This window comes from Chlorobium ferrooxidans DSM 13031 (genome assembly GCF_000168715.1).
GTDB lineage: Bacteria > Bacteroidota > Chlorobiia > Chlorobiales > Chlorobiaceae > Chlorobium > Chlorobium ferrooxidans.
In genome coordinates this window covers 1-22,849 of record NZ_AASE01000029.1, presented here as the reverse complement: position 1 = coordinate 22,849, position 22,849 = coordinate 1, and the positions used below count along the sequence as shown (strand labels likewise).

General features: G+C 47.5%; 28 protein-coding genes. 20 read left to right on the top strand and 8 right to left on the bottom strand.

Annotated elements, in window-relative coordinates:
• The 3 genes from CFERDRAFT_RS10680 to CFERDRAFT_RS10670 form a co-directional block, all read right to left on the bottom strand.
• The coding region (locus tag CFERDRAFT_RS10680) for a hypothetical protein (protein WP_040433770.1) at positions 1 to 358 on the bottom strand (358 nt) is incomplete at its 3' end.
• Positions 359 to 425: 67 nt separating this feature from the next.
• Complete coding sequence (locus CFERDRAFT_RS10675) at positions 426 to 968, bottom strand: RNA polymerase sigma factor (RefSeq protein ID WP_156778074.1); 543 nt, start codon at positions 966 to 968, stop codon at positions 426 to 428.
• A gap of 241 nt (positions 969 to 1,209) precedes the next feature.
• A complete protein-coding gene (locus tag CFERDRAFT_RS10670) occupies positions 1,210 to 2,592 on the bottom strand; it encodes a phosphoglucomutase/phosphomannomutase family protein (protein ID WP_006367246.1) in 1,383 nt (460 codons plus the stop codon).
• Positions 2,593 to 2,758: 166 nt separating this feature from the next.
• On the opposite strand from CFERDRAFT_RS10670, the gene lpxB reads away from it, so the two are divergent.
• Together lpxB and CFERDRAFT_RS10660 are read left to right on the top strand one after the other, a co-directional pair.
• A complete protein-coding gene (gene lpxB, locus CFERDRAFT_RS10665; protein ID WP_006367245.1) occupies positions 2,759 to 3,904 on the top strand; it encodes a lipid-A-disaccharide synthase in 1,146 nt (381 codons plus the stop codon).
• A gap of 112 nt (positions 3,905 to 4,016) precedes the next feature.
• A complete protein-coding gene (locus tag CFERDRAFT_RS10660) occupies positions 4,017 to 4,298 on the top strand; it encodes a hypothetical protein (protein ID WP_006367244.1) in 282 nt (93 codons plus the stop codon).
• 12 nt (positions 4,299 to 4,310) lie between these two features.
• On the opposite strand, the gene CFERDRAFT_RS10655 is transcribed toward CFERDRAFT_RS10660, so the two are convergent.
• Together CFERDRAFT_RS10655 and CFERDRAFT_RS10650 are read right to left on the bottom strand one after the other, a co-directional pair.
• Complete coding sequence (locus tag CFERDRAFT_RS10655) at positions 4,311 to 4,886, bottom strand: GIY-YIG nuclease family protein (protein WP_006367241.1); 576 nt, start codon at positions 4,884 to 4,886, stop codon at positions 4,311 to 4,313.
• Between the two features lie 22 nt (positions 4,887 to 4,908).
• Positions 4,909 to 5,091: a hypothetical protein gene (locus CFERDRAFT_RS10650; RefSeq protein WP_006367239.1), complete on the bottom strand. Its 183-nt coding sequence runs from the start codon at positions 5,089 to 5,091 to the stop codon at positions 4,909 to 4,911.
• A gap of 261 nt (positions 5,092 to 5,352) precedes the next feature.
• Between CFERDRAFT_RS10650 and CFERDRAFT_RS10645 the strand changes: the two genes are divergently transcribed.
• The 16 genes from CFERDRAFT_RS10645 (at position 5,353) to CFERDRAFT_RS10570 (ending at position 16,630) form a co-directional block, all read left to right on the top strand.
• Positions 5,353 to 5,553, top strand: coding sequence for a hypothetical protein (locus tag CFERDRAFT_RS10645; protein WP_040433768.1), 201 nt, complete (start codon positions 5,353 to 5,355; stop codon positions 5,551 to 5,553).
• Positions 5,550 to 5,804, top strand: coding sequence for a hypothetical protein (locus CFERDRAFT_RS10640; protein WP_040433766.1), 255 nt, complete (start codon positions 5,550 to 5,552; stop codon positions 5,802 to 5,804). The genes CFERDRAFT_RS10645 and CFERDRAFT_RS10640 overlap by 4 nt, the downstream gene beginning before the upstream one ends.
• Before the next feature lie 106 nt (positions 5,805 to 5,910).
• Positions 5,911 to 6,195, top strand: coding sequence for a hypothetical protein (locus CFERDRAFT_RS10635; protein WP_040433764.1), 285 nt, complete (start codon positions 5,911 to 5,913; stop codon positions 6,193 to 6,195).
• 7 nt (positions 6,196 to 6,202) lie between these two features.
• Entirely contained in the window at positions 6,203 to 6,778 is a 576-nt protein-coding gene (locus CFERDRAFT_RS10630) for a flavodoxin family protein (RefSeq protein ID WP_006367237.1), read from the top strand.
• A gap of 541 nt (positions 6,779 to 7,319) precedes the next feature.
• A complete protein-coding gene (locus tag CFERDRAFT_RS10625; RefSeq protein WP_040433763.1) occupies positions 7,320 to 7,790 on the top strand; it encodes a DUF1353 domain-containing protein in 471 nt (156 codons plus the stop codon).
• Positions 7,791 to 7,925: 135 nt separating this feature from the next.
• Positions 7,926 to 8,276 (top strand): hypothetical protein, encoded by a 351-nt coding sequence (locus tag CFERDRAFT_RS12420; protein ID WP_156778073.1) that lies wholly within the window; start codon positions 7,926 to 7,928, stop codon positions 8,274 to 8,276.
• Positions 8,277 to 8,753: 477 nt separating this feature from the next.
• Positions 8,754 to 9,008 carry a hypothetical protein gene (locus CFERDRAFT_RS10615; protein WP_040433760.1) on the top strand — a complete coding sequence of 85 codons (255 nt, stop codon included), beginning with the start codon at positions 8,754 to 8,756 and terminating at the stop codon, positions 9,006 to 9,008.
• Positions 9,009 to 9,021: 13 nt separating this feature from the next.
• Complete coding sequence (locus CFERDRAFT_RS10610; RefSeq protein WP_006367250.1) at positions 9,022 to 10,209, top strand: hypothetical protein; 1,188 nt, start codon at positions 9,022 to 9,024, stop codon at positions 10,207 to 10,209.
• 130 nt (positions 10,210 to 10,339) lie between these two features.
• Complete coding sequence (locus CFERDRAFT_RS10605; protein ID WP_006367249.1) at positions 10,340 to 10,735, top strand: caspase family protein; 396 nt, start codon at positions 10,340 to 10,342, stop codon at positions 10,733 to 10,735.
• 14 nt (positions 10,736 to 10,749) lie between these two features.
• Positions 10,750 to 10,884 (top strand): hypothetical protein, encoded by a 135-nt coding sequence (locus CFERDRAFT_RS12645; RefSeq protein ID WP_269479156.1) that lies wholly within the window; start codon positions 10,750 to 10,752, stop codon positions 10,882 to 10,884.
• Positions 10,885 to 11,123: 239 nt separating this feature from the next.
• Positions 11,124 to 11,312 carry a hypothetical protein gene (locus tag CFERDRAFT_RS10595; RefSeq protein ID WP_156778072.1) on the top strand — a complete coding sequence of 63 codons (189 nt, stop codon included), beginning with the start codon at positions 11,124 to 11,126 and terminating at the stop codon, positions 11,310 to 11,312.
• Positions 11,313 to 11,709: 397 nt separating this feature from the next.
• A complete protein-coding gene (locus tag CFERDRAFT_RS10590) occupies positions 11,710 to 12,081 on the top strand; it encodes a hypothetical protein (protein WP_006367248.1) in 372 nt (123 codons plus the stop codon).
• Positions 12,082 to 12,527: 446 nt separating this feature from the next.
• Entirely contained in the window at positions 12,528 to 13,361 is an 834-nt protein-coding gene (locus CFERDRAFT_RS10585; RefSeq protein WP_006367233.1) for a caspase family protein, read from the top strand.
• A 343-nt stretch (positions 13,362 to 13,704) separates the two neighbouring features.
• The gene (locus CFERDRAFT_RS10580; RefSeq protein WP_006367232.1) at positions 13,705 to 14,901 is read left to right on the top strand and encodes a tetratricopeptide repeat protein; all 1,197 of its coding nucleotides are present in this window, start codon (positions 13,705 to 13,707) and stop codon (positions 14,899 to 14,901) included.
• Positions 14,902 to 15,023: 122 nt separating this feature from the next.
• The gene (locus CFERDRAFT_RS10575; protein WP_006367231.1) at positions 15,024 to 15,833 is read left to right on the top strand and encodes a hypothetical protein; all 810 of its coding nucleotides are present in this window, start codon (positions 15,024 to 15,026) and stop codon (positions 15,831 to 15,833) included.
• Entirely contained in the window at positions 15,830 to 16,630 is an 801-nt protein-coding gene (locus CFERDRAFT_RS10570; RefSeq protein WP_006367230.1) for a TrmH family RNA methyltransferase, read from the top strand. Before CFERDRAFT_RS10575 ends, CFERDRAFT_RS10570 begins: the two co-directional genes overlap by 4 nt.
• Positions 16,631 to 16,637: 7 nt before the next feature.
• On the opposite strand, the gene CFERDRAFT_RS10565 is transcribed toward CFERDRAFT_RS10570, so the two are convergent.
• From CFERDRAFT_RS10565 to CFERDRAFT_RS10555, 3 genes are all read right to left on the bottom strand, one after another.
• Positions 16,638 to 17,492 carry a universal stress protein gene (locus CFERDRAFT_RS10565; protein ID WP_006367229.1) on the bottom strand — a complete coding sequence of 285 codons (855 nt, stop codon included), beginning with the start codon at positions 17,490 to 17,492 and terminating at the stop codon, positions 16,638 to 16,640.
• An 18-nt stretch (positions 17,493 to 17,510) separates the two neighbouring features.
• Entirely contained in the window at positions 17,511 to 19,934 is a 2,424-nt protein-coding gene (locus tag CFERDRAFT_RS10560; RefSeq protein ID WP_006367228.1) for a Lon protease family protein, read from the bottom strand.
• Positions 19,935 to 20,065: 131 nt separating this feature from the next.
• The gene (locus CFERDRAFT_RS10555; protein ID WP_006367227.1) at positions 20,066 to 20,821 is read right to left on the bottom strand and encodes a TerC family protein; all 756 of its coding nucleotides are present in this window, start codon (positions 20,819 to 20,821) and stop codon (positions 20,066 to 20,068) included.
• Between the two features lie 196 nt (positions 20,822 to 21,017).
• Here CFERDRAFT_RS10555 and CFERDRAFT_RS10550 point away from each other — a divergent pair, with 196 nt between their 5' ends.
• Positions 21,018 to 22,394: an aldehyde dehydrogenase family protein gene (locus CFERDRAFT_RS10550; RefSeq protein ID WP_006367226.1), complete on the top strand. Its 1,377-nt coding sequence runs from the start codon at positions 21,018 to 21,020 to the stop codon at positions 22,392 to 22,394.
• Positions 22,395 to 22,455: 61 nt separating this feature from the next.
• A partial coding sequence (locus tag CFERDRAFT_RS10545) for a patatin-like phospholipase family protein (protein WP_040433757.1) occupies positions 22,456 to 22,849 on the top strand: 394 nt, incomplete at its 3' end.

The following is a 22,849-nucleotide window of genomic DNA, read 5'->3' as shown; positions in this document are numbered from 1 at the left end:
TATCCGTTCCTGTATCAGCTGACTGGTCGTAGTAGGCAAACTCCTGGGTTGAATAGTCATCACCCATGTTGTCAAGCAGTTCGCTGATTCCCGCACTGAACTGCGTCGTATTACTCTTGAGTGAGAGCAGCGCAGTACTGAGATTGATGACAAGAAGCAGCGCCATCAAGGCTAGCCGGACATCAAAGTAGCGGCTGAAACCGGAACTTTCCTTTTTCGCGCCCTCGCCGAACTCAGCTTCAACCCGCTGCATAAGCCGCACTCTGAAAAGATGATGTACCTCAAGCGGTTTCAGCTCATCAAGCAGTCGCAGGGTTTTGCCGACCTCTCTCTCTATGTTTTCGCTCTGCTGTTTCATTATGCATTCCTGTTTCATTGAGTTCGACGACAGGTTTCTGAAAACCTTGTGCGATCCTTCAAAAAAATCAATGGTTTTGATAATAGCTGTAGAGCCTGTCGTGCAGGCTTTTTTTTGCCCTGTGAATCAGTGACTCTACGGCGGATACCGAAGTTTTGAGGATATCGGCAATCTCCTGATTGCTGAAACCATCCTGTTTGCTGAGCAGAAAGGCCGCTTTCTGGCTGTCGGGCAGCCGGTTGAGTGCATCCTGCAGTATTGTTGCCCGTTCGTTTTCGGCCAATGCTTCGGCAGGATTTTCACTGAATGGAGCAGGAAGTTCTGCCGAAGGGTCCTCAACACCGATCATTCTTTTCAAGGTGCCGAACCGCTTGACTCTTTTTATCCTGCGCAGGTGGTCGAGTGATTTGGTTACGGCGATCCGGTATATCCAGGTTGAGAGTTTTGACTCTTCCCTGAACTGTTCAAGGGAACGGAACACCTCTACAAAGACATCCTGAGCCAGATCTTCGGCATCTTCACGGTTAAAGACAAACCGGTAGCAGGTATTGATTACCATCTCCTGATGTTCGGCAACAAGGCTTTTGAAGAGAACTTCTTTTGACGTCATACCCGATTTCTGAAATGACCTTGTTTCTGCCTTTGCGGCAATTGTCGCATCTGCTCTATCATTCATCACTGCATTGAACCTGATCTGCTGCCTGGTTTCAAGAACCCGTTGCATGTTGGACGTTGAGTGCCCTGAATTCATGCGCGGATAGTTGAAAAAAATGCAGACTCGACTTTTGCCTGAAAACCCAGGGCCCCGATAGTTCAGGGCCCTGGGTGTTATGTTGGATGTAGGAGCCGGTTCAGGCCAGTTTTGCCGCAAAGGCAAGCACCTTCTCTACCTTCTCCCGGGAGTCCGCTTCGCAGTAGAGACGCAGAATCGGCTCGGTGCCGGATGGCCGGATCATCATCCATCCTCCTTCAAAGTGATATTTGTAGCCGTCGAGATCGTTGAATTTCAGCACCTTGTACCCGGCAATGCTTTCAAGATCTCCGGTTGAAGCTTTCGCAATTATTGCCTGCTTTTTCTCTTCGCTGACATGCAGATCATGACGGCTGAAGCAGAAAAATCCATACTCATCGTAGAGTTCCTGCACCAGCTCCGAAAGGGTTTTTCCCTTGCGGGTCATCATCTCAAGGACCAACAGTCCGGTATAGACCCCGTCGCGTTCCGGAAGAAACGAGGTAATGCCTATGCCGCCCGACTCTTCACCGCCGATAAGGATATCATTGGTGGTCATCAGTTTGCTGACATGCTTGAAGCCCACAGGCAACTCGTGAAGGATGAGATTGTTTTTGCGGCAGATTTTGTCGATGATATCACTCAGTGCAAATGATTTTGCAACTTCGCCTTTCTGGTGCTTCTCCTCGACCAGATCTTTCAGAATTATGGCAAAGAGTTTATGGGAATCAACAAATTCTCCGTTTTCGTCGAGCATGCCGATCCGGTCTGCATCACCGTCATTGATAATCGCTACATCGGTCTCAACCTCCTTGAAGAACTCAATGAACTCTTCGATATACTGCGGCATAGGTTCAGGGTTGATGCCACCAAAGCCGGGGTTAAGGCTACAGTGGTAGCAATTGACCATCGACTCGTCGAAGAGGTTCTTGATGAGATCCTGCCCTGCACCGAACATGGCATTATGGGCAATTTTCAGTCTTGATTCACGGATGAGCGGCAGGTCAATGCGGCTTTTCAGATAGCTCACATAAAACCCTTTCATATCAACCATTTCGATCAGCTTGTTATCAGCCTTGATCTCTGTTGCCGGGTCCACGAGCGGGAGGTAACTTTCGATTTCCGTAATGACTTCCGGGTGGGCCGGGCCGCCGTAGGAGGCTTTTACCTTGAACCCGTTATAGATTGCAGGATTGTGTGAAGCGGTGATCACAATTCCTCCGGCAAGCTGTTTTTCTCTTGTATAGAGAGAGACAGCCGGAGTGGAGGCAAAACTGTCGGAGAGGTAGACCTTCAGTCCCTGTGACGAGAAGACCTCGGCGGTATATGCCGCAAACTCTTTTGACATGAAGCGGGTATCGTAGCCGACACATACTCCTTTTGCCCGGTTTGGATGCCCGAGAAAGTAGCGTGCAGAGGCAAGTGCTGCAAGTTTCAGGTTATCAAATGTATAATCCTTGGCTATAATCGCGCGCCATCCATCAGTTCCGAATTTAACTTGCATTCTATTTATTGATTTTGATATAATGGGAATGAAAACTCCGGAGGGAGTTGCAATAAAAATAAAGCGCAAAATACGGTTTCTTTGCGGTTGATCCAATTATAGGTGTCGCGATTAATCGGAAAAGCCGGTAAAGGATTAAGAATATTGTTTTTAGCTATTGTTATTGATGCCCATCAAGCTTTTTGTCCTGGCCGGAGAGGTTTCCGGAGATCTGCATGCTGCCGGAGTCATCAGCGAACTGCTGAAGGCTGAACCTGACATCAGGGTTTTTGGCATCGGCGGCGAGAAACTTCGCACTCTCGGCGCAGAACTGCTTTATGATACAGCACAGATGAGCATCATGGGTTTTGTCGATGTGCTCAAGCATTCGCTCTTTCTCCGGAGGGTTTTTCGTGACCTCAAGGAGGCGGTACGCCGCGAAAAACCCCGGGCTGCATTTCTTGTCGATTATCCGGGTATGAACCTTGTCATGGCGCGCTTTTTTCATGAACTTGGTATACCGGTCATCTACTACGTCTCTCCGCAGGTATGGGCCTGGAAAGAGGGGCGGGTCAAGGCGATCCGCCGCTACATCGACCGGCTACTCGTTATTTTTGATTTCGAAGTGGATTTTTTCCGCCGTCACCAGATCAATGCGGAATTTGTCGGCCATCCGGTCATTGAAGAGCTGGCAGAACTTTCGCTCCCCTCAAAGGATTCGTTTACCGGGAGCCATGGAATCCAGCCAGGAACCAGGTTGGTCGGCCTTCTCCCCGGGAGTCGCAAGCAGGAACTTTCGCACATTCTGCCCGAACTGCTCGAAGCCGCACGTCTGCTTAACCGGAAGTACCGGGTCGTTTTTCTGCTCGGCCGTGCACCGCATCTTGATGCTGCTGCCTACAGTATCATGAAGGAGTACAGCGATCTTACGGTTGTCAACTGTGCCGCCTATGAGGTGATGCAGTACAGTGACGTAGCTCTCGTCACCTCAGGTACCGCAACCCTTGAAACACTCTGTTTCGGCTGCCCCATGGTGGTGGTATACAAGACGGGAGCGCTTAACTACATGATCGGCCGCCGGCTGGTCAAGCTGAAAAACATCTCACTTGCCAATATTGTGGCCAAAGGGCTTCTGAGCAGCGAAAGGGCGGTACCGGAGCTGATCCAGCATGAAGCAAACGGTCCGGAGATCTTCCGTCAGGCTTCGATGATTCTCGACAGCCCGGATCTTGCCGCCTCGATGCGTCGCGAGCTGCTTGCCGCCCGTGACCGGCTTGCCGGAGCATCGCCGTCGCACAAGATTGCGGCTATCTTGCAGGAATATTTACAATGAATGAAACGCATCCATCAACCCAGGGTTTGCACCCTGCGCTACCGATATTTCGCCCCTACAGGGCTGATAAATAAAACGGTAAGGTTGTGTCCATATAAATGTTTGATCAGGAATGGAAAAAGCAGTTGCCTATCTCGTCGCACACCCGGTTATATTTTTTATTGCCGTCATTATTTCGATCATCATCGTCTTCTCCTTTCTGAGAAGGATCATGCGACTCTTTATTGTCGTTGCCGCCATTCTGGTGCTCTATGCAGCATATCTCCAGGTTACCGGAGGGCACACGCTTGAGGCTTTTCAGCACTTGGGACAATGGTTCAGCAACGCATTACACGGCATCACCGGCATGTTCGGCTTTCTGTTTGATCTGCTCAAGTTTCCGAAGAAAGGGTAGCAGCGCTTCTTTCTACTCGGCTACCGGAGCATATTTTGCGTTTGTCACTGCCTCTGCCCGTAATCGGGTAAGCTCTGCCGCAAAGGGGTTGTGTTTATTGCCCTGGATGTTCAGCGGCAGCGAAATGGCCTGGAAGAGCTGATGCTCAAGATCCCACGGCTTGTCATTTTCCACCCACGCGGCAAAGGTGTTCTCCTCCATCCACCGGTCAAGCCACTCCTCTCCCTGTTTGGTGAGTGTCATCTTTTTGCCGTTGCCAACCATTTTGAGCGGGAATCCGCTCTTTTTTGCGAGCAGGATGCCGAGAGAACGGCGCAGTGTGGAGCCGTCGGCGTTGCCGTTGAAGTGGTAGCGAACCCGTTGCTGAATAGTCTGCGTTGCATATTTCTCCCCTTTCTTGTCGGGAGAACTTCCGATATAGAGCAGGGTCAGCCCTTCATGGGTCAGGCATCCATCTACGGGCACACCCGGAGGAATCTCTTTGAAAAAGAGTGCGTAGACGCCATGTGCTTTTGCGACAGGGCTTGGATTGGAGAGTATCTCAGCTCTTGAAAAGAGTCGCTGGGGATTGGAAAAAACGGTGCTCATGTAAGTTCTATCAATAAGTGATTTATTTCTTGATATAGGCGTTCAGGCCTATGGTCACCGGCTTGCCGTCAACCATCACCTCGGTGACAGCATTGCCGCGCGTACTTGCAACCACAAGCGTTTTGCCTGACGAAGAGGGTGTGGGCTTTTCAAGGTCAATCTCTATGCAGAGCTTGCCGTTCTTGATCTCGACGGTCATGGCCATGGGTGGGTCGGTTTATTGGTGAGTGATGCCTTATCGGGCAATATAGCGAAAAGATGCGATGCGGGGCAGAGTGCAATGATGCTTTGATTCGGAACCCAATTGGAATGCGATTCCAGCATGACAACTGGTTGAACATTTTGTTATTTCGTAGTAAAAGAGTGAAATTAAAGAGGACTTTAAAAGGTTTTACGTGAACAACTTTCTGAGTCCTGTAAACAAGGCAACATCTTTTCGTTGCCGGATAAAAAACCGAGGTGATTTATGACACAAGTAGAGCTAATAGAGCAACATATTTCGGAGCTGGATGATAATTCATTTGCCAAACTTCGGGACTGGTTTATAGAATTCGATCAAGCTCGTTGGGATAAACAACTGGAAGCCGATTCCAATGCGGGTAAACTGGATATGCTTATCAATGAAGCCATTGCTGAACATCAGGCAGGGAAAACTCAAGATCTTTGAAGCACAAGACTACTTCAGGATTTTTGGCTTGCTATGAACGTCTTCCTCCTGAGATTCGAATTCTTGCCAAAAAGAACTTTGAACTGCTCAAAGCTGATCATACTCATCCATCATTGAAATTCAAGAAAGTAGGCAAAGTCTGGTCTGCACGTGTTGGTTCTCATTACCGGGCAGTAGCAACACCAATTGATGGCGGTTTTCTATGGGTATGGATCGGTACTCATGCTGAATACGACAAGTTGCTTTCCTGACTTCTCAAGATTTATGTGAGGCTTTTGCAGACGATGTGGATCACGAATCATCGTCCAAAGCCATGTTATAATGGGAATAGTTTTCAAAAATTGATCGGGGTAAATTATGGGCAACACAATTTCGGTCTCTCTCGAAAAAGTAAGTGATGTTATTGACTCTTTTCGAAATCAAGGAATGGTTGAGGTTTTAACGACAGTTTTGATAGACGCGTATATGGGTGGTTTTCACTCTAACAAAGGCATTTCTGCCCAACTTTCCTGGAATGCTCAGTTTGGGAAGATTCTGAAATCGGAAGCTGATCGTCTGGGTATCAGAGAGATTTCTTCAGGTAATGAAGTTTTCGTTAATGGACAAAAGACCCATGCTTCCAAGTGGTTGATACTTTCCTGATTCATCCATGAAAGTCATCGCGATAAATGGCAGTCCTCGGGAGGGGGGCAATACGCATATTCTCGTCAGTTGTGTGCTGGATGAGCTTCAGAAAGAGGGGATAGAGACGGACATCATCCGGATCGGCGGAGAACTTGTCCGGGGATGCACGGCGTGCAATGAGTGCTGGAAGAATAAAAATCGGCGGTGTGTTATTGATGACGATATTATCAACAGTTGTATTGAAAAGATGGTGCTGGCAGACGGCATCATCATCGGGTCGCCTACCTATTTTGCGAATGTTACCACCGAAATCAAGGCGCTGATTGACCGTGCCGGAGCTATCGGGTGCGCCAATGGCAACATGTTCAGGCGCAAGGTTGGCGCGGCTGTTGTGTCGGCAAGCCGTGAGGGGGCGCTCAATGTTTATAATGCCATTACGGATTTCTTCCTGATTGAGGAGATGGTTGTGCCGGGCTCCTGTTACTGGAATACCGGTATCGGATTCGACAAAGGCGAGGTATCGGAAGACAGTGATGGTTTGCATACCATGCAGGTTCTCGGGCAGAACATGGCCTGGCTGCTGAAAAAACTGCACATATAATAAAAATGCCGACATCTTACCTGGCATATAATTTTTGTATAACCCGCTTGATTTACGCATTAAGGCTATTTATATTACTTCTATAATCGCAAGCGGCTGTTTCGTTTACGTGGCAAGCTTTCCTTTAGCCATTAACACTAAAAAATATTTTCATTTCTCAAGCGAAGCACTTTAAAGTCAAGATTACAGGTATAAGGGCAATGGCAACTTATTGAAATTGTGTTTAACGGTTGGTCATAACCCGTCTGTTGGATAGCAGTGCGGTTTATTAGGTTTTTAACAATTGTTAATTTTCTGATCCATTCTGTTTCGTTACCGATATGTCATGCTTCTCGCTTGGCATTGATTAACTGTTTAGCCTGTTAACAACTCAAGAATAGCCTTGTATTTCTGTGTTTACCAACTAGTCCTGATTTCGAGTTGGATTAATTTTAATCATATCAGTGGTTAAAAATAGGAGCAAAGTATGACATTTCATGGGTCATTCTCAAGTAATCCCAAGGCAGAGTGGTTAACCGATTAAACAGTCGAAGATCGCAACATGAAACTTCTTGAAGATTTTTCATTTATCGATCCTGACGGTAAGGTATGGTGTGCACCAAAAGATTCGGTTATAAATGGTGCAAGTATTCCGAGACCACTATGGTCAACTGTAAGGCTTCCATATACAGATGATTATCATCGTGCATCGATAGTTCATGATGTTGCCTGTGAATCCAATGCAATATCAAGAAATGCTGCTGATGTTATGTTTTTTATACATGCAGAGTTGGTGGGTGCAGTCCTGCTCAAGAAAGGATTCTATATGCTGGTGTTCGTATTGGTGCTTGGGCTACTACCAATTTTCCAACAGAGTCATTGTCAACGTATAAACTGTTGTTTCGAACACAAATCGCTATCCCTTTTTGCATACGAAACCTTTCTAAAAGGGAAATTACCCGATATCTCGAATGAGATAAATACCCTTTCGGACGAAACTACTATTGATCAACTTGATGCTGCAATTACTTGACGCATCAGGGTATAATATTTAAAACAGAAAAAAAGGAGTTTGAATCAAATGGATAATTATCAGACATTATTACTTATCTCAGGTGCTCTTGCGAAACTTGTAATTATTTTAATGGTTCTTTAACGAGGTCTGTCTGTGATTTTTGAGCATGAGTTATTTTCGCGAATAACAACAAGAAATGTTCAGGATCCGAATGATAGTACAAAAATGACTCGAGAGAGTAAAATACCTGGATTAAAAGCATCTATCTCTTTATTTGCATCATATTATATTTGCTATTACTATAGTTTTGATGTTATGCATGTTGTCTTGCGAGGGACACCTTACATAATCGCAAATGCGGCAGGTCTTGTTGTGAGAAATAATGCTGACCCGATAGGTATACTTTTAACCAGTTTGATTGTTGCTGGCGGAAGTGCCGGGGCAATATTGATATTTCAGGGATATTTAAATTTAAGTAAGGAAGGTAGAGATGCGCGTAGTTGATGCGAAAAAGCCAGAGGCAAATGCTAAAAATCAGCAAAGTTAAGTCTCATAAAACTCTTATCGTGATAATAATATTGGTAATGGCGCTAATATATGATGAAAAACGGAAAACTGCGAAAAAGGTTTTTTTGTTGATAAGTAATTCCCGGGATAACAGTAATACTTTCAAACTTGCTGTCTTTTTGCATCCCTTTATTGGGGCTACTTATACCCATTCAGGTTGGTTCCAATTTCAAAATTCTCGTTTAAACAGATCAAAAGTTCTGGATTAATCTTGATTTAGTATTGATGTCGGCTTGTCAATACACTTAAATTGTTTGGCAGAGTGTGTTTATATTTTGTAATATAATTGCGCATTTCCTGCTACTTTTAGTCATGTTGATTTTGTCTTTGTACGTACCGATAAGTGAGTGAGATTAATAGTGAATTAATTTTTACTTCTGTAAAAAAAGAAAAACCATAAATTAATAAAAAAACATGGAACAACTAGATATAATAACAAGGATAAAGGATATTATCAGAAATTGGGCAGACATACCAGATAGTATGTCGATTACTTTGGATCAAAAGCTCAATGATCTTAGGCCTGGGGCACAAGATGAACTTCGCGTTGCGGTAAACATTGCTTTTTCGGGTGAAAAAATTATGCCTATATCGCCGTCAGATTGGAATAAGAAAAAGCTTACAACAATTGATAGTCTTCGAGAGTTTGTAACTTCATTGATTAAATAAAAGGAGTGATAAAATGAAAATCATTGGAATAGTATTGTTATTTCTGATGTTTTCAGGCGTGGCTTTAGGCGATGAAAGCAAGCAAAAGATATCGGACAATCAAATCGATCTGAATACGTTGGATAGAAATAACGACGGATATTTGGATAAATCTGAATTGGTTGAATATTTTCTAAAAAATGATGAAGTATTAGTGCGTTTACATAATGATGGAGTATCTGAGGGGAGATTACTGGATAAGGCGGATGTTTTGGCTAGTGATGTGATAACTATGTGGAATAGTAAAGAAGAAAAAACTAAAGTAACTATTGATCAGTTTCGGGATTTTATTAATCAAAGGGCTGAGAACAAAGCTATAGAGAAGGATCTCCCAATTGGGTGGCCAGGACTTGGTTTTTCAAGATCTCTTATGGACGACGTAGCTCCTACTGGTAAAAAAATTGATGGTCGTCCATTTGTATTAAGTTATCGTTATGACAATAACCTTCAAAATAAAAAAGGGGCTTTATCTGTTTTGGGAACAGTTACTCTGTTAGACATTAGTAAGGATTATCGTGGCGGGACTATCAAGATAAATCCGGGTGTTGATTTTGATGTTGACACAGCCAAAGAGGCAATGGTTAGTAGTATTGGTTTCAGATTAGGCTTATCGCATATATGGATAAATAGTAATAGTACTTTGTTAACATCACATGTACTTTCACTGATTCCACAATATGGAACAGACAGGGATTTTAAACGTAAAGTCTATGAGGCGAGTCTGTTGTGGTCGTTTGCCTCAAAAAGAATAATGAAATCAGGTTATAATACATGGATTGGCGGAAAACAGACAAACCCTGATGACGCAATATTAAAAGTATATTGGCATCCTCAGTTTGGATTGGAAGCAGGTAGCGTTGGTGATACTGGTGGTAATTTGGATCTGCAGAAAATCAAAGATAATGGCTCATATATAAGGCTTACAGCAGGAGGCAAAATATCGGTAACACCATTAACTATATCAAAAAGGTTAATTACGTCTATCGCATACACGAATCGCTGGGATCTTGGAGAGGGATGGAATAAATGTTATTGGACTGCAGATGCGGGATACAAAATCGCGAAAAATGTTCAGTTTACTGTGGCATATCAAAATGGAGCAAAAACACCATCATTTACAGATGCTAATGTAGTCCTTGTTGGAGTTGGTGTTACTCAGTAAAAAATATGGTGAGTATTTGGTATATATTTCGAGTAATGCTACAGAATACAAAATCAGATTATGAGATTATGAAATAAAGGAGGTTCAGCAGGGTCAACTTATTTAAAGATCATCAAAAAGGAGGATAGCTATGGCTGCTTCGACAAAAAAAGCTTTGTGTGTCGGGATCAACAACTTCAAGAACTATCCGGCTGCTGCGTTGCAGGGCTGTGTTAATGATGCAAAGGAGATGTTGGCCCTGCTGCAGAAGCTGCTCGGTTTCAAAACTGCCGATATTACAGTGCTGACTGATGCCCAAGCAACCAAAGCTGCCATTATCAGCAGCCTTAAAGAGATGGTGGATGGAGCAAAAGCAGGAAAGTATACCTATCTGGTCTTCTGCCTCTCCAGTCATGGCACATATGTGCCGGAGCTGTCGGGTGCGCCAATGGCAACATGTTCAGGCGCAAGGTTGGCGCGGCTGTTGTGTCGGCAAGCCGCGAGGGGGCGCTCAATGTTTATAATGCCATTACGGATTTCTTCCTGATTGAGGAGATGGTTGTGCCGGGCTCCTGTTACTGGAATACCGGTATCGGATTCGACAAGGGCGAGGTATCAGAAGACAAGGATGGTTTGCATACCATGGAGGTTCTCGGGCAGAACATGGCTTGGCTGCTGAAAAAACTGAATACATAACTACTCACCTCCCCCTGATATACACCGCATCGCCCCATTTTTTTTAATGAGTTTCCTCTTCCTCCGTCTCCACCGGTCACTTACATCCCTGACCCATAAACTGCAACGGAGTTTTGCTGATAGCGCACTCTGATCCCTTTCTGAACTCTCAGGAGGCGCGGATGGTTTAGAACTCATGATGTAGAACGGACGCAGATATCCAGGAGTGAATTCATGATAAATTCAACGGGAGGATGGTTATGAAATGGACCGGTATTTACCTTGTTGGCTATGTGATTTTGATGGGCGGAGTCCTTGCCGCGCTCTGGCAACTGGATGTTCTTGCCACTGTCGGGACTGTCTGGACAGCTATCGGGGTCATTATCGCAATTGGTATTGGTATTATGCTTGCTGTTTCAAGCAGCGGAACCAAAGAAAATGTAAAGTGAATCCATCGTCATGAAGCAGAGCGGCGGATGCCCTCCATCCGTCGCCTGGCGTAATATTCGTGTGCAACCTAAGAAGCAGCTTCATCCAGCCTTCCGACCTGACACAAAATACACACAAGCGGAACGTATTTTGATCGGTTTTTTTGTCTCGCAATATGTCTCGATTCATTAGCCGTAAACCTCCCCTTTTCAAGAAAGGGGGTTCTTTTGCTGTTCCTGGAAGAGGTGAAAATGATGCGTATGGATTGTTTTATTTTGCAATAATAGATGTAAATTTATCTGTTGTGAAATAAAGAGGTTAAACAGCATATAACGCATTGATTCGCAGAAAACACGAATTAATCTGTAACATGTTGTTTTTTAGTAAAATAATTAATAAAAAAAGAAGGACACTACCATGGCAATCTTTGCTCTACCCCACAAAAACACTACGATCAAAGTTGATGGTGATGACGTTGCCTTGACCTACGGTGCCGGAGAGGTCGGCTATATCACTATCAGTCTCAGTACCGCTCAGGCAGTCACCTGGTGGAAAGCAGTGGACACCATTTCCGGTGTTTATGACCAAAGCATTGGTTTGGTTGAAACCCAGGATGCAGACCATGGCCCAAAAACAATAAAGCTTGCGATCAGCAAATTTACCGATTCAGCTCATTTTGTGTTTTGGAAGGCCAAGTTCCTGGGGATTCATACCCCAACTGATCACTATTATTTCGTGCCGGATGAGCTTAATGGAAAAGTAGTTGGTTTTGACTGGAAAACGGCTTGACATTCCCAGGCAGTGACCCGGAGATTCGTTGAATAATGCACTTTGAATCTCCGGGTCAAGCCTTTTAACCCGGCAGTGTTTTTACCACAATGCTCTGCTGGAGCAGAACGAACAGTCTGCTGAACGAGAGAACTTCTATTATTTGTATTGGCTATCACCCATTATAAGACAGATCGGCATACTGCATTTGATTTCGTTAACAGGCACTCTATATTACAACTGATATCGCAAACCGGTGTTTTGATGTGGTGAGCTATCAGCCTTCACTCCTCAAAACTTCTGCATTTCTCACGCGAAATCAGTTACGACCTTCACTACAGCAGCAGAAACTTGTTGAAATCGAGTCAAACGGTTTTTCCGTAATCATGTATTGTTAAAATGGCTCGACCTGCTGGTTGCCGGGTCTCTTTTTTCATCATGTCAGCTCACCATAAAGGAGGATAGCTATGGCCGCTTCGAAAAAAAAGGCGTTGTGTGTCGGAATCAATCAATTCAAGAACTTTCCAAGTGCAGCGTTGCAGGGCTGTGTCAATGATGCCAACGAGATGTCAGTGCTTTTGCAGAAACTGCTTGGTTTTAAAAAAGGCGATATCACGGTGCTGACGGATGCCCAGGCAACCAAAGCTGCCATTATCAGCAGCCTTAAAGAGATGGTCGATGGAGCAAAAGCAGGGAAGTATACCTATCTGATCTTCAGCCTCTCCAGTCATGGCACACAGGTACCGGATCTGAGCGGTGACGAACCGGATCGGGCTGATGAGGCGTTCTGCCCTCATGATCTTGCCCAGTCAGGCAGCCAGTGGGACAAGAATCACATTATCCTTGATGATGAATTGCGTGATCTTTTTATTCAGTTGCCTGCGAATGTGCTTCTGGAAGTCTATCTTGATACCTGCCACAGCGGTACCGGTCTGAAGGCGATTGACATGCTGCTTGACCGCACACCGCGCTATCTTCCACCTCCCTCTCTTAAAGCATTCCTTGAGGTGGATACCAAGAAATCTCGCGGACTCCGTCACGGATTGCTTGAAAAAGGTATGGTTCATAACATTCTCTGGGCAGCCTGCCGTGCCGACCAGACAAGTGCTGATGCCAATATTGCCGGGGGCTGGCATGGCGCATTCACCTACTATTTCTGCAAGCAGATGTATGCATGCAAGAACGCGCTCTCAAGGGCAGATCTCCTGGCCAAAATTCGTGCCGACCTGAAGAAGGGAAAATACAACCAGATTCCGCAACTTGAGTGTGAGGCCACGAAGCGCCAGTTGAAACCCGGATGATGGCGCTTTATCGGCATAATTTTATTAACAAGAGGGGAGAGGCAACTGTCGGGCAGCCTCTCCCCTTTTACGTTTTTCTCAGGATGGAGAAACATCGAGGTCTCTTTGTCATTGAGGCGGCCATCTCATGGCAAAAATCCTTTTGCTGCGACGCGGCTTCAGGGAGTATCCGGCCACGGTGAGGCTGATCAGTAGTTTGACGCCTGCTATTTGAACAATATCTTGTAAATTTGCTGAACTGCCCGTTGAGCTTAACGTAAGCCGGGTATTGATGACAAAGGGTTACCCGGTAATCGGGTTTCGATACAAATAAATAGAGTTGTCCCAAAGAAAGATTCTTGACATGGCTACTACCACTATTCCTTCCGGATGGAATGCATCCGCACATCAAAAATGGTTAAGCAATAACCGCGCTGAAGCTATTCAGGAAACCATCGGCGAAATAAATGCCATTCAGTCGGAGGAAAAGCCGGTTGATCTGGTGTTGCAGCTGGCCTATTATTTTTTTCTTGTCAATGATTATCCGTCAGCCGCAACGATTCTTGAGCAGCAGCGAGCCCGCACCCCGTCTAATTTACAGGTTTTACTCAACGCGGCAGTTTGTCACTCCCGTTCAGGGAAGAGCGAGGATGCCGTCAAGCGTGCAAAAGAGGTAATCAAAAAAGAGCCGGCCAACAGCCTTGCTTACGATATTCTGGCAAACGCATACGCTAATCTTGGTCAATTCACCAGTGCCCGTCGAGCAGGAACAAAATCGCTTGAGATCAAGGATAGTGCCGCACCATCCCTGCCTGAAAACTGGTCACTTCCGATGGGGAAACCTCAAACGTTTGCCGCGAAAGATGATAAAAAGAGTGTTATAGCCTTCTCCCTGTGGGGAACCAACCATAGATATTTACGCGGAGCACTCCGTAATCTGCTTCTGGCTCCAGAGTTTTATCCTGACTGGGAGCTCCGGTTTTATGTTGATAATTCCGTGCCGCAACCATTTATTGAGCTGCTGCAGATACTGAACGGGAAGGTTGTTATAAAACCTTCCAACGCAGATATTAAAACCAGACTCTGCTGGCGGTTTGCTGTGGCAGATGATCCTTCGGTTGGCTACTTTATGGTTCGAGATGTGGATTCGGTTATTGGCATGCGTGAAGCCGGAGCCGTTTTTGAATGGCTGAATTCCGATAAATGGTTCCATGTCATGAGAGACTGGTGGACGCATACGGATTTGATGCTGGCGGGTATGTGGGGTGGTGTTGCAGGAGTTCTGCCCTCACTGGCAGCTTTGGCTGAGGGCTACACCTCCAAAGCGGTTGAAACACCCAACATCGACCAGTGGTTTTTGCGGGACTCGGTCTGGAGCTATGTTCGTCAATCATGCTTTGTTCATGATCGATTTTTTGACATGCCGGGTTCTGTCCGTCTGCCTGAAACCAAAAGAGCCGGAAACTTTCATATAGGGCAGAATGAATATGCGGTCAGAAAAATGGAACAGGAGCGGTTTCTGAAGGCCTGGATCGAAAAATATCCCTGCCTTCAGGCTTGATTGAGAAAATAACATGTAAATTTACGGAATGATCGGAACCGGCAGGGAGTTGAAGTGTTATCGGTTCCGGTTCTTCTTTCTGTTAAAGCTTTTAACGGTATAATTCGAGGGTATTGAATGATATGGAGGAACGATTTTTTCTGAAACTTCTGCTTTTTCTTTTTGCCGGACTCATTGCTGCCGAGCTTCTGGTTGTAACGCTTTATGGCTTCCGGCTTGAGCTGATACTGTTCACGTTTATCGTTGCGGTTGCGCTCACGGGTATGGTGATTGTTGCAAAGCTTCTGTTACGGGAGCGGCCGGAGATTGAGTCGGTTTCCATGCGCCGTTTGCGGCAGAAAAGTGCCGGAGTCATGCAGGATCGTCTGAAGGAGTACTCGGTTGACGACGAGTTTACCGGTGAGCATGCTGCGCGGAGTGCAAAGGTGAGAACTCAGACTCCGGCACATGTTGGCAGCGACACCGAACCTCCATCGCTCAATATTGATTCACTTGACGGGATGATCAGGGAGGTTGCCCGGATGTATGGCGGTTTCGGAACCCTTCTCCGGACGCTGGAGCAGCTTGATGATGCCGCATTCAGGAGGCAGTTGGCCAAAGCCGGTTTTGGCAGGGGTGAGGGTTTTTCAAGAGAGGAGGTGATTCTACGGATCAGTCAGATGGCCGAAGCAGAGTGCCTTCAAAACCGGGATGAAACCGGTAATATTGATGAAAAAGAGTGTGTTATCGACGGTTTTTCGCTTGACAGTGAGAGTTTTGATCTCTACATTCAGCGGAGCATGAGCAGTACAGAGCGAGAAGGAGATGACGGTTTTTGTGTTGAGCTTGACAGTGAAGCACTTTCAAAGCGAACCGGCACGATGCCGTCGGATTTTTCGCATGACCCCAAGGCGGTCTTTTCAAAGCTGAAAAAACCGGGCACGAACGCATGAAGCAGCAGGAACGGGAGCCGCTCAGCAAGGAAAAACTGCGCAAATATACAAGACTCCATCAGAAAAAACAGCGGGAGCGTGAGGGGCTTTTTCTTGCAGAAGGGCTTCGCACGGTCACTGAACTCTGCCGGAATTTGCCCGATAATGATATGCTTGTTGCCCTTCTGATTCGTGAGACGCAGTCGGATGATAGTGGTTTTGCTCACGCTTTCAGCGGAAAAGTTTTTTCGATAAGTGACAAAGAGTGTTTGCAGCTTGCCCAGACCACAACTTCTCAGGGTGTGTTCGGTGTTTTTCGACAGCAGCCCGATCCGGAGCCCTTCGGTGAAGGAAAAAAGGGAGCATCCTTTATTGTTGTGCTTGATGATGTTCAGGATCCCGGCAATGTGGGAACCATACTCAGAACAGCGGTCTGGTTCGGAGCTGACGGCGTGATATGCAGTGGAGGAACCGTTGACCGGTACAACGCAAAAACGGTTCGCTCTTCAGCCGGAAGCATTTATGCCATACCTCATTACGGGGTTGAACATGTAGCCGATGAACTCAATCGGCTCAAGGCGCTTGGCTATTGTATTATTTCCGCTTCGCTTGAAGGGAAGGATTTCAGGGAGTTCAGCTTCCGGCCTGAAAAACAGGTGCTGGTGATCGGCAATGAAGCCAACGGGGTGAGTGAACAGGTTCAGACGCTTTCCGACCGGCTTGTTCGGATACCGCATGCCGGAAAAAAGGCGCGGGTTGAATCGCTTAACGCTTCCGTCTCCGCCGCCATATTGATAGAGCGGATGGTGCTCGATTGATTATTGCTCAAACAAGCAGAACGGGGTAGTCGATTTCACGGACAAGGTCATGCACGCTCTCCCGTGATAGTTTCATCCGGTCGCTGAGGATAAGCAGTCCGGATGCTGCCATACGGATATAGCGCACAACTGTTTTTCCGTTATTGAGCGGCAGATGATGGAACTCCACAGCAATATTGGTGAGTGCTCTCTCTTGTTTGAGCTCCCTCTCCATTTCAAGGCTCTCTTCATAGCTCTCCGCGAGCAGAAGCAGATGGAGCGTGTTGCCGGACTTCTTCAGGCTGATTGCTGTCGAGAGTGCGAGATGAGCCCCTTCCGATCCGTCATAGAGTACCAGGAGAGATCCTTCGCTTGCCGAGAAGCCGGGCCTCATGAGCAGGAGTGGCTTTTTTCCTTCGGCAAGGGCTCTTCTTGCTGTTGAACCCAGCCCTTTGCGGCATGAGGGCGAGCGTCCGCTGCGGCCAAGCACAAGCAGATCCTCATCAGGCGCAGCGGCGATTACCTCTGTGGGCACCACTCCCCGGCATACCCTGAATGAGTACTCCACGTTACACTCTCCTGCGACACGCTGCAGGGAGCTCTCAGCCTCTCTTGCCTGTAGTTTTACTGAACGCTCCAGCTGAACGGTGTCGATTTTTTCCGGTTCGGCCGTGTACATGCGGATTTCATGGCTGAAGGGAAGATCGGCCATCCGGAACAGATTGATATCTTCAACAAAAATACCGGTAAGATCCGCCTGCATCAGACGGGCAAGTTCGGCTGCGGCATTGAGTGATGCGTTGCTGTGCGCCGAACAGTCGAGGGCTACGGTGATATGGCGGAAGAGTATATTATGCTCTTCGGGCGGTATCAGGAGTTTCATTGTTGTTCCTGTGCATGGTTAATCTTCGTCATTACTTGACGATGCCGTGAATTTTCTGATTTTTTCTGCCATCTCCTTCAGCTTCGCTACAACCATGCCATTGACGGTACCGGGTGGGTAGTTGCCGGATTTATCCAATACGCCTGCCGGAACGCCGGTCAGCAGCTCGATGCCTTCATCAATATGGGTCACCGGATAGATGGAGAAACGCCCTTTTTTTGCTGCATTGACCACATCGCTGCGGAGCATGAGGTTGTCAACATTTGAAGCTGGTATCAGTACACCCTGTTTTCCACTCAGTCCCCTTGCGTTGCAGAGATCGAAAAACCCTTCGATTTTTTCGTTGACTCCGCCGATTGCCTGAACCTGGCCGAACTGGTTTACCGATCCGGTTACCGCAAACCACTGCCGGATGTGTACTCCCGAGAGGGCCGAGAGCAGTGCATAGAGCTCGGCTGACGATGCACTGTCGCCCTCCACTCCGCTGTATGACTGCTCGAACACAAGGGATGCGGAGAGCGAGAGCGGCTGATCGATGGCGAATCTTGCCCCGAGAAAGCCAGAGAGGATGAGGACACCCTTGGAGTGGATCGGTCCTCCCATCTCTACTTCCCGTTCAATATCAATAACCTCTCCCTTACCGAGCCGGATTCTTGCTGTTATTCTTCCGGGGTGCCCGAAGCTCTGACCTCCGGGTGAGTAGATGGCCAGTCCATTGATCTGGCCGACTTTTTCCGACTCCGTATCGATAAGGATAGAGTTTTTCAGGGTTGCCTCCCTGATCTTTTCCTGGATTCTGGAAGAGCGCAGCACTCTTGCGTCAATGGCCTTCTGAACATCGGCTGCTTTGACCAGCTTTCTTTTGGCCGATGCGGCATAGTAGTCGGCTTCCCGTACCAGATCGCTGATACTCTGCAGGTGCGCACTCAGTTTCGTGGAGTCCCCGGTAATCCTGCTGCCTTGCTCAATTACCCTTGCCACCGCACCACGGTCAAAATGACGAAGTTTGTCCGTTTTGGCGATTGCGCTGATAATGCGGGCGTAGGCAAGCTTTCCGTCACCGTCAAAGGGGAGTTCATCTTCAAAATCCGCAGCGACTTTGAACAGCTCACTGAAGTCAGGATCGTAGACGTTGAGCAGATAGTAGAGCTGGCGCTCCCCGATAAGAATAACCTTGATATCGAGCGGAATCGGTTCCGGTTCAAGCGATACCGTGCTGACAAGGCTGTAGAGCTGTGCCAGTGATTCAATGCGAATCTGGCGTGTTCTCAGGGCTTTTTTCAGCGCTTCATAGGCAAGAGGCTCAAGTAGCAATCTTCTTGCATCAATCAGCAGATAGCCCCCGTTCGCCCGGTGCAGGGCACCTGGTTTGATCAGGGTAAAGTCGGTGAGAAGGGTGCCCATCTGCGAGATGTGTTCAATGTCCCCGACCAGATTCTGGCAGGCGGGTTTGTCTTCGTAAACGACCGGAGCACCCTCACTTTTGCTGTTGTCGACAATGACGTTGATCCGGTAACGGTTGAGGAGGGCGCCTTTCTGCTGAAATTTTCCGGCAGGGAGTCCGAGCAGCATCTCTCTTGGATCGGGCTCTTTTTCAAGGAACTGATCGAAGTTTTCAATGATGTCATTTTCCAGCGTCTCAATATATTCGATGACCTCGCTGAGTGAGGCATAGCTGTTTTTGAGTTCAGCCATCAGGGGTTTGACGGCAAAATTGGCAATGTTGCGGTTGAGCTCATTGATCTTTTCCTGTGTTTCACGTTGCCATTTCGGGATCTGGACCATGATGAGCTGCATGGCCGATTTAAGGTTTGTGATCTCCTTCTCTATTGCCTCCCGCTCCTTTTTGTTGAGACTCATGAACTCTTCAGGCTTGAGTACCTCTCCGTTCTTTTCGGGTGCAAAGGCGAATCCTGCGGGAGTTCTTATCAGTGCAATGTGCTGTTCAGCAGCTTTTTTTTCGAGATCTTCAAAGGCTTCGGCCTGATGTTCCTGAAATTTTTCGCGGATATTCTTTTCCTCAACCTGATACTCTTCACTGCTGAAAGCCGAGGGTATAACGGTTAACAGTGCCTCGACAAGGTGCTCCATATCACGGGAGAGCGTTGAGGCTTTTCCTGGTGGAAGTTTCAATGCCCCGGGGTGTCTCGGCTGCTTAAAGTTATTGACATAGCACCAGTCGGATGGTACCGGTGCGAGAGGGGCAATCGTAGCAAGAAATTGCATGATTGCGGTCTGTTTTCCGGTGCCGTTTGGTCCGAGGGCAAACAAATTGAACCCGTCATGCTTTATACCCATGCTGAAGGCAATGGCCTCAAAGGCCCGCTCCTGGCCGGTGGCTTTTATCGGGCCGTCAAGGTCGGCCGTACTGCGGAAGCTGAATTCCCCGGGGTTACAGGTTTTGTAGAGTTTTTCCGGAGAGAGCTTTTCGGGAAGAGACATCGTGATCGCTCCTGTTTGGGTTGATCCTGGTCGCGGTTTTCCTTTTAAAATACAAAACCTCCGCAACCGTTATAACGTTTGCGGAGGTTTCAACTAATGCATAAGGGCAATTGTTGTATCCATAGCACCGATTATGCGTTCTCCCCGTCAATGTTCATCGTCGGATGCAAATGTACCGGTGTTGCGGGTTTCTTGCGGAGACGGATGTTGAGCATTTCAACCGAAACGGAAAAGGCCATGGCAAAATAGATGTACCCCTTCGGTATCTCAAAACCGGCACCCTCGGCAAGCAGGGTGACGCCGACAAGAATAAGAAAACTCAGGGCGAGCATTTTGATGGTCGGGTGCTCTTCGACAAAATCACTGATGGATTTTGAGGCAACCATCATAATGCCGATCGAGATCATGATGGCGATGATCATCACCTCCACATCTTTGGCGAGACCGACCGCAGTGATGACGGAGTCAAGCGAAAAAACAATGTCGATGACGGCTATCTGCAGCATGGTGACGGCAAAGCTGCCGGCTGAGGCGCGTTTTTTCTCCTCTTCCGACCCCTCAAGGCTCTGGTGGATCTCCTGGGTGCTTTTTGCCAGCAGAAAGAGACCGCCGCCGATCAGAATAAGGTCTCTGCCGGTAACATGGTGCTCAAGAACGCTGAAAAGGCCGGCAGTGAGCCCCATAACCCAGGTGATTGAGAGCAGGAGAGCTATTCTGGTCAACATGGCCAGACCAAGCCCGATAATTCTTCCTTTCTGCTGCTGGTTTTTCGGCAGCCGTCCGACTATAATCGAAATAAAGATGATGTTGTCAATACCGAGAACAATTTCAAGCGCCGTAAGGGTGGCAAGGGCAATCCAGGCTTCCGGCTGGGTGATCCATTCCATAGTTGTCAGATAAGTGTTGTCAACCGTTACTGTCCCAGTTCAAATGAACTATTAATGTACAGAACAGGATTCCATCCGGCAAACAGTGTGTGCGAGAGTCGGGCTGGTTTCTGTGATTTCATTACATTGTTTTCTACAGCTCCTGCATGGCGCTTTTTCTGAAAGCAGGGGTTGAACCTGGTTATCACAATCTGTTATGGGGGATTCTGTTACTGCGTTGTTGCGAGCCACCTTTGAGGGGGGCACCACCCGCAATTTTACATGGAGACGCTCACAACTGCTGGCGCTTGAAACGTTTCTTGTTGAACGGGAAAAAGAGATCGCTGCGGCACTCCATGCTGATTTCAGGAAATCAGCGGCAGAGACTTTTTTGACTGAGACGGGATACCTCCGGAGTGAAATCCGCTTTGCCCTGAAGCATCTGAAATCATGGATGAAGCCTCAACGGGTTGCTGTTCCGCTCATCTATCAGCCGGCAACAGCTTATTACCGCCCTGAACCATATGGTGTTGTGCTGATTATCGGCGCATGGAACTATCCCCTGAACCTTACACTTGCTCCGCTTATCAACGCAATTGCTGCGGGTAACTGTGCGGTCGTGAAGCCTTCGGAACATGCGCCGCATACCTCAGCGGTGATTGCTTCAGGGTTTGGAGATTATCTTGACCGGAGTGCGCTTTGTGTTGTTGAGGGCGGGGTTGAAGAGTCCCGCACCCTGCTGGAAGAGCGGTTTGACTATATTTTTTATACCGGAAGCCGGATGACCGGCAGGGAGGTCATGCATGCGGCGGCGAAACATCTGACGCCCCTGACGCTGGAACTTGGCGGGAAATGTCCCTGTATTGTGGATGGATCGGGCGATCTCCGGGTGGCTGCACGGCGTATTGTGTGGGCAAAGTTTTTAAATGCCGGTCAGACCTGTATTGCACCGGATTATGTTCTGGTCGAAGAACAGAAAGAGGCTGAGCTGATCAGGTATATGCATGAGGCGCTTGCCGATTTTTACGGTGATGATCCCCGTTCAAGCCCTGATTTTCCCCGTATCGGAAACGCATATAATTTTTTAAGGCTTGAAAAGCTGCTTGCAGGTTCGGTGCCGTCTGCAGGAGTTTTCACCGACCATGGCGAGTTTTACATCCCGCCGACTATTTTGCAAGGATCCTCCATGGACTCCGCGTTTATGCAGTCGGAGATTTTCGGCCCTCTTCTTCCGGTTATTGCCTATACCGGTATTGAAGAAGCATTGAGCTGCATCCGGCGAGAAAAAGCACCCCTTGCACTCTATCTGTTTTCTTCTGTCAAGAGCGTGCAGGAGAAGGTGTTGCTGCACTCCAGGTCGGGCGGAGTCTCTATTAATGATCTGCTCTTTCAGGCGAGCATGCACCATCTTCCTTTCGGCGGTCTCGGCAGCAGCGGATTTGGTGCTTATCACGGCAGGGCAGGCTTTGACACCTTCTCTTTTCAGCGGAGTATTCTGGAGCGCTCACTCTATCCTGATCCCGCTCTGCGCTATCCGCCTTACAGCAGGTTGAAGTTCAGGTTGCTTAAAATGCTTGTTACCCTTTTTCAGTAGGGGCGATGGCAGGATAATCAGAGTGCTCTTTTAAACGTAAAACCGGTTTCTTCGGAAAATTATGAAAAAAACAGCGCTTGCGCTCGGAGGTGGAGCGGTGCTCGGTGCAGCCCATGTAGGAGTACTCAGGGCCGTGAGTGAACTGGATATTCACCTCTCTATGGTCAGCGGTACCAGTATCGGTGCATTTATCGCGGCACTCTACGCTTTCGGAAAAAGCTGGGAAGAGATACGTGATATCGCCCTTGCTATCGACTGGGTTGATCTTTCGGGTCTGGCTCTTTCTCAGTTCGGTCTTCTGTCAAACAAGAAATTCGGGACGATGGTCACTGATCTGCTTGGAAAACGGGATATCAGGGATGCCCGGATTCCGCTTTCAATTGTAGCTACTGATATCGGAGCGGGCAGGAAATTTGTTTTTACCGAAGGCGATGTAGCTATGGCCGTTATGGCAA

Bases quoted from the DNA above. Each gene is read 5' to 3' on its own strand.
- CFERDRAFT_RS10675 (WP_156778074.1), bottom strand. From the start codon at position 968: ATGACGTCAAAAGAAGTTCTCTTCAAAAGCCTTGTTGCCGAACATCAG.
- CFERDRAFT_RS10670 (WP_006367246.1), bottom strand. From the start codon at position 2,592: ATGCAAGTTAAATTCGGAACTGATGGATGGCGCGCGATTATAGCCAAG.
- lpxB (WP_006367245.1), top strand. From the start codon at position 2,759: ATGCCCATCAAGCTTTTTGTCCTGGCCGGAGAGGTTTCCGGAGATCTG.
- CFERDRAFT_RS10660 (WP_006367244.1), top strand. From the start codon at position 4,017: ATGGAAAAAGCAGTTGCCTATCTCGTCGCACACCCGGTTATATTTTTT.
- CFERDRAFT_RS10655 (WP_006367241.1), bottom strand. From the start codon at position 4,886: ATGAGCACCGTTTTTTCCAATCCCCAGCGACTCTTTTCAAGAGCTGAG.
- CFERDRAFT_RS10650 (WP_006367239.1), bottom strand. From the start codon at position 5,091: ATGGCCATGACCGTCGAGATCAAGAACGGCAAGCTCTGCATAGAGATT.
- CFERDRAFT_RS10645 (WP_040433768.1), top strand. From the start codon at position 5,353: ATGACACAAGTAGAGCTAATAGAGCAACATATTTCGGAGCTGGATGAT.
- CFERDRAFT_RS10635 (WP_040433764.1), top strand. From the start codon at position 5,911: ATGGGCAACACAATTTCGGTCTCTCTCGAAAAAGTAAGTGATGTTATT.
- CFERDRAFT_RS10630 (WP_006367237.1), top strand. From the start codon at position 6,203: ATGAAAGTCATCGCGATAAATGGCAGTCCTCGGGAGGGGGGCAATACG.
- CFERDRAFT_RS10625 (WP_040433763.1), top strand. From the start codon at position 7,320: ATGAAACTTCTTGAAGATTTTTCATTTATCGATCCTGACGGTAAGGTA.
- CFERDRAFT_RS10615 (WP_040433760.1), top strand. From the start codon at position 8,754: ATGGAACAACTAGATATAATAACAAGGATAAAGGATATTATCAGAAAT.
- CFERDRAFT_RS10610 (WP_006367250.1), top strand. From the start codon at position 9,022: ATGAAAATCATTGGAATAGTATTGTTATTTCTGATGTTTTCAGGCGTG.
- CFERDRAFT_RS10605 (WP_006367249.1), top strand. From the start codon at position 10,340: ATGGCTGCTTCGACAAAAAAAGCTTTGTGTGTCGGGATCAACAACTTC.
- CFERDRAFT_RS10595 (WP_156778072.1), top strand. From the start codon at position 11,124: ATGAAATGGACCGGTATTTACCTTGTTGGCTATGTGATTTTGATGGGC.
- CFERDRAFT_RS10590 (WP_006367248.1), top strand. From the start codon at position 11,710: ATGGCAATCTTTGCTCTACCCCACAAAAACACTACGATCAAAGTTGAT.
- CFERDRAFT_RS10585 (WP_006367233.1), top strand. From the start codon at position 12,528: ATGGCCGCTTCGAAAAAAAAGGCGTTGTGTGTCGGAATCAATCAATTC.
- CFERDRAFT_RS10580 (WP_006367232.1), top strand. From the start codon at position 13,705: ATGGCTACTACCACTATTCCTTCCGGATGGAATGCATCCGCACATCAA.
- CFERDRAFT_RS10575 (WP_006367231.1), top strand. From the start codon at position 15,024: ATGGAGGAACGATTTTTTCTGAAACTTCTGCTTTTTCTTTTTGCCGGA.
- CFERDRAFT_RS10570 (WP_006367230.1), top strand. From the start codon at position 15,830: ATGAAGCAGCAGGAACGGGAGCCGCTCAGCAAGGAAAAACTGCGCAAA.
- CFERDRAFT_RS10565 (WP_006367229.1), bottom strand. From the start codon at position 17,492: ATGAAACTCCTGATACCGCCCGAAGAGCATAATATACTCTTCCGCCAT.
- CFERDRAFT_RS10560 (WP_006367228.1), bottom strand. From the start codon at position 19,934: ATGTCTCTTCCCGAAAAGCTCTCTCCGGAAAAACTCTACAAAACCTGT.
- CFERDRAFT_RS10555 (WP_006367227.1), bottom strand. From the start codon at position 20,821: ATGGAATGGATCACCCAGCCGGAAGCCTGGATTGCCCTTGCCACCCTT.
- CFERDRAFT_RS10550 (WP_006367226.1), top strand. From the start codon at position 21,018: ATGGGGGATTCTGTTACTGCGTTGTTGCGAGCCACCTTTGAGGGGGGC.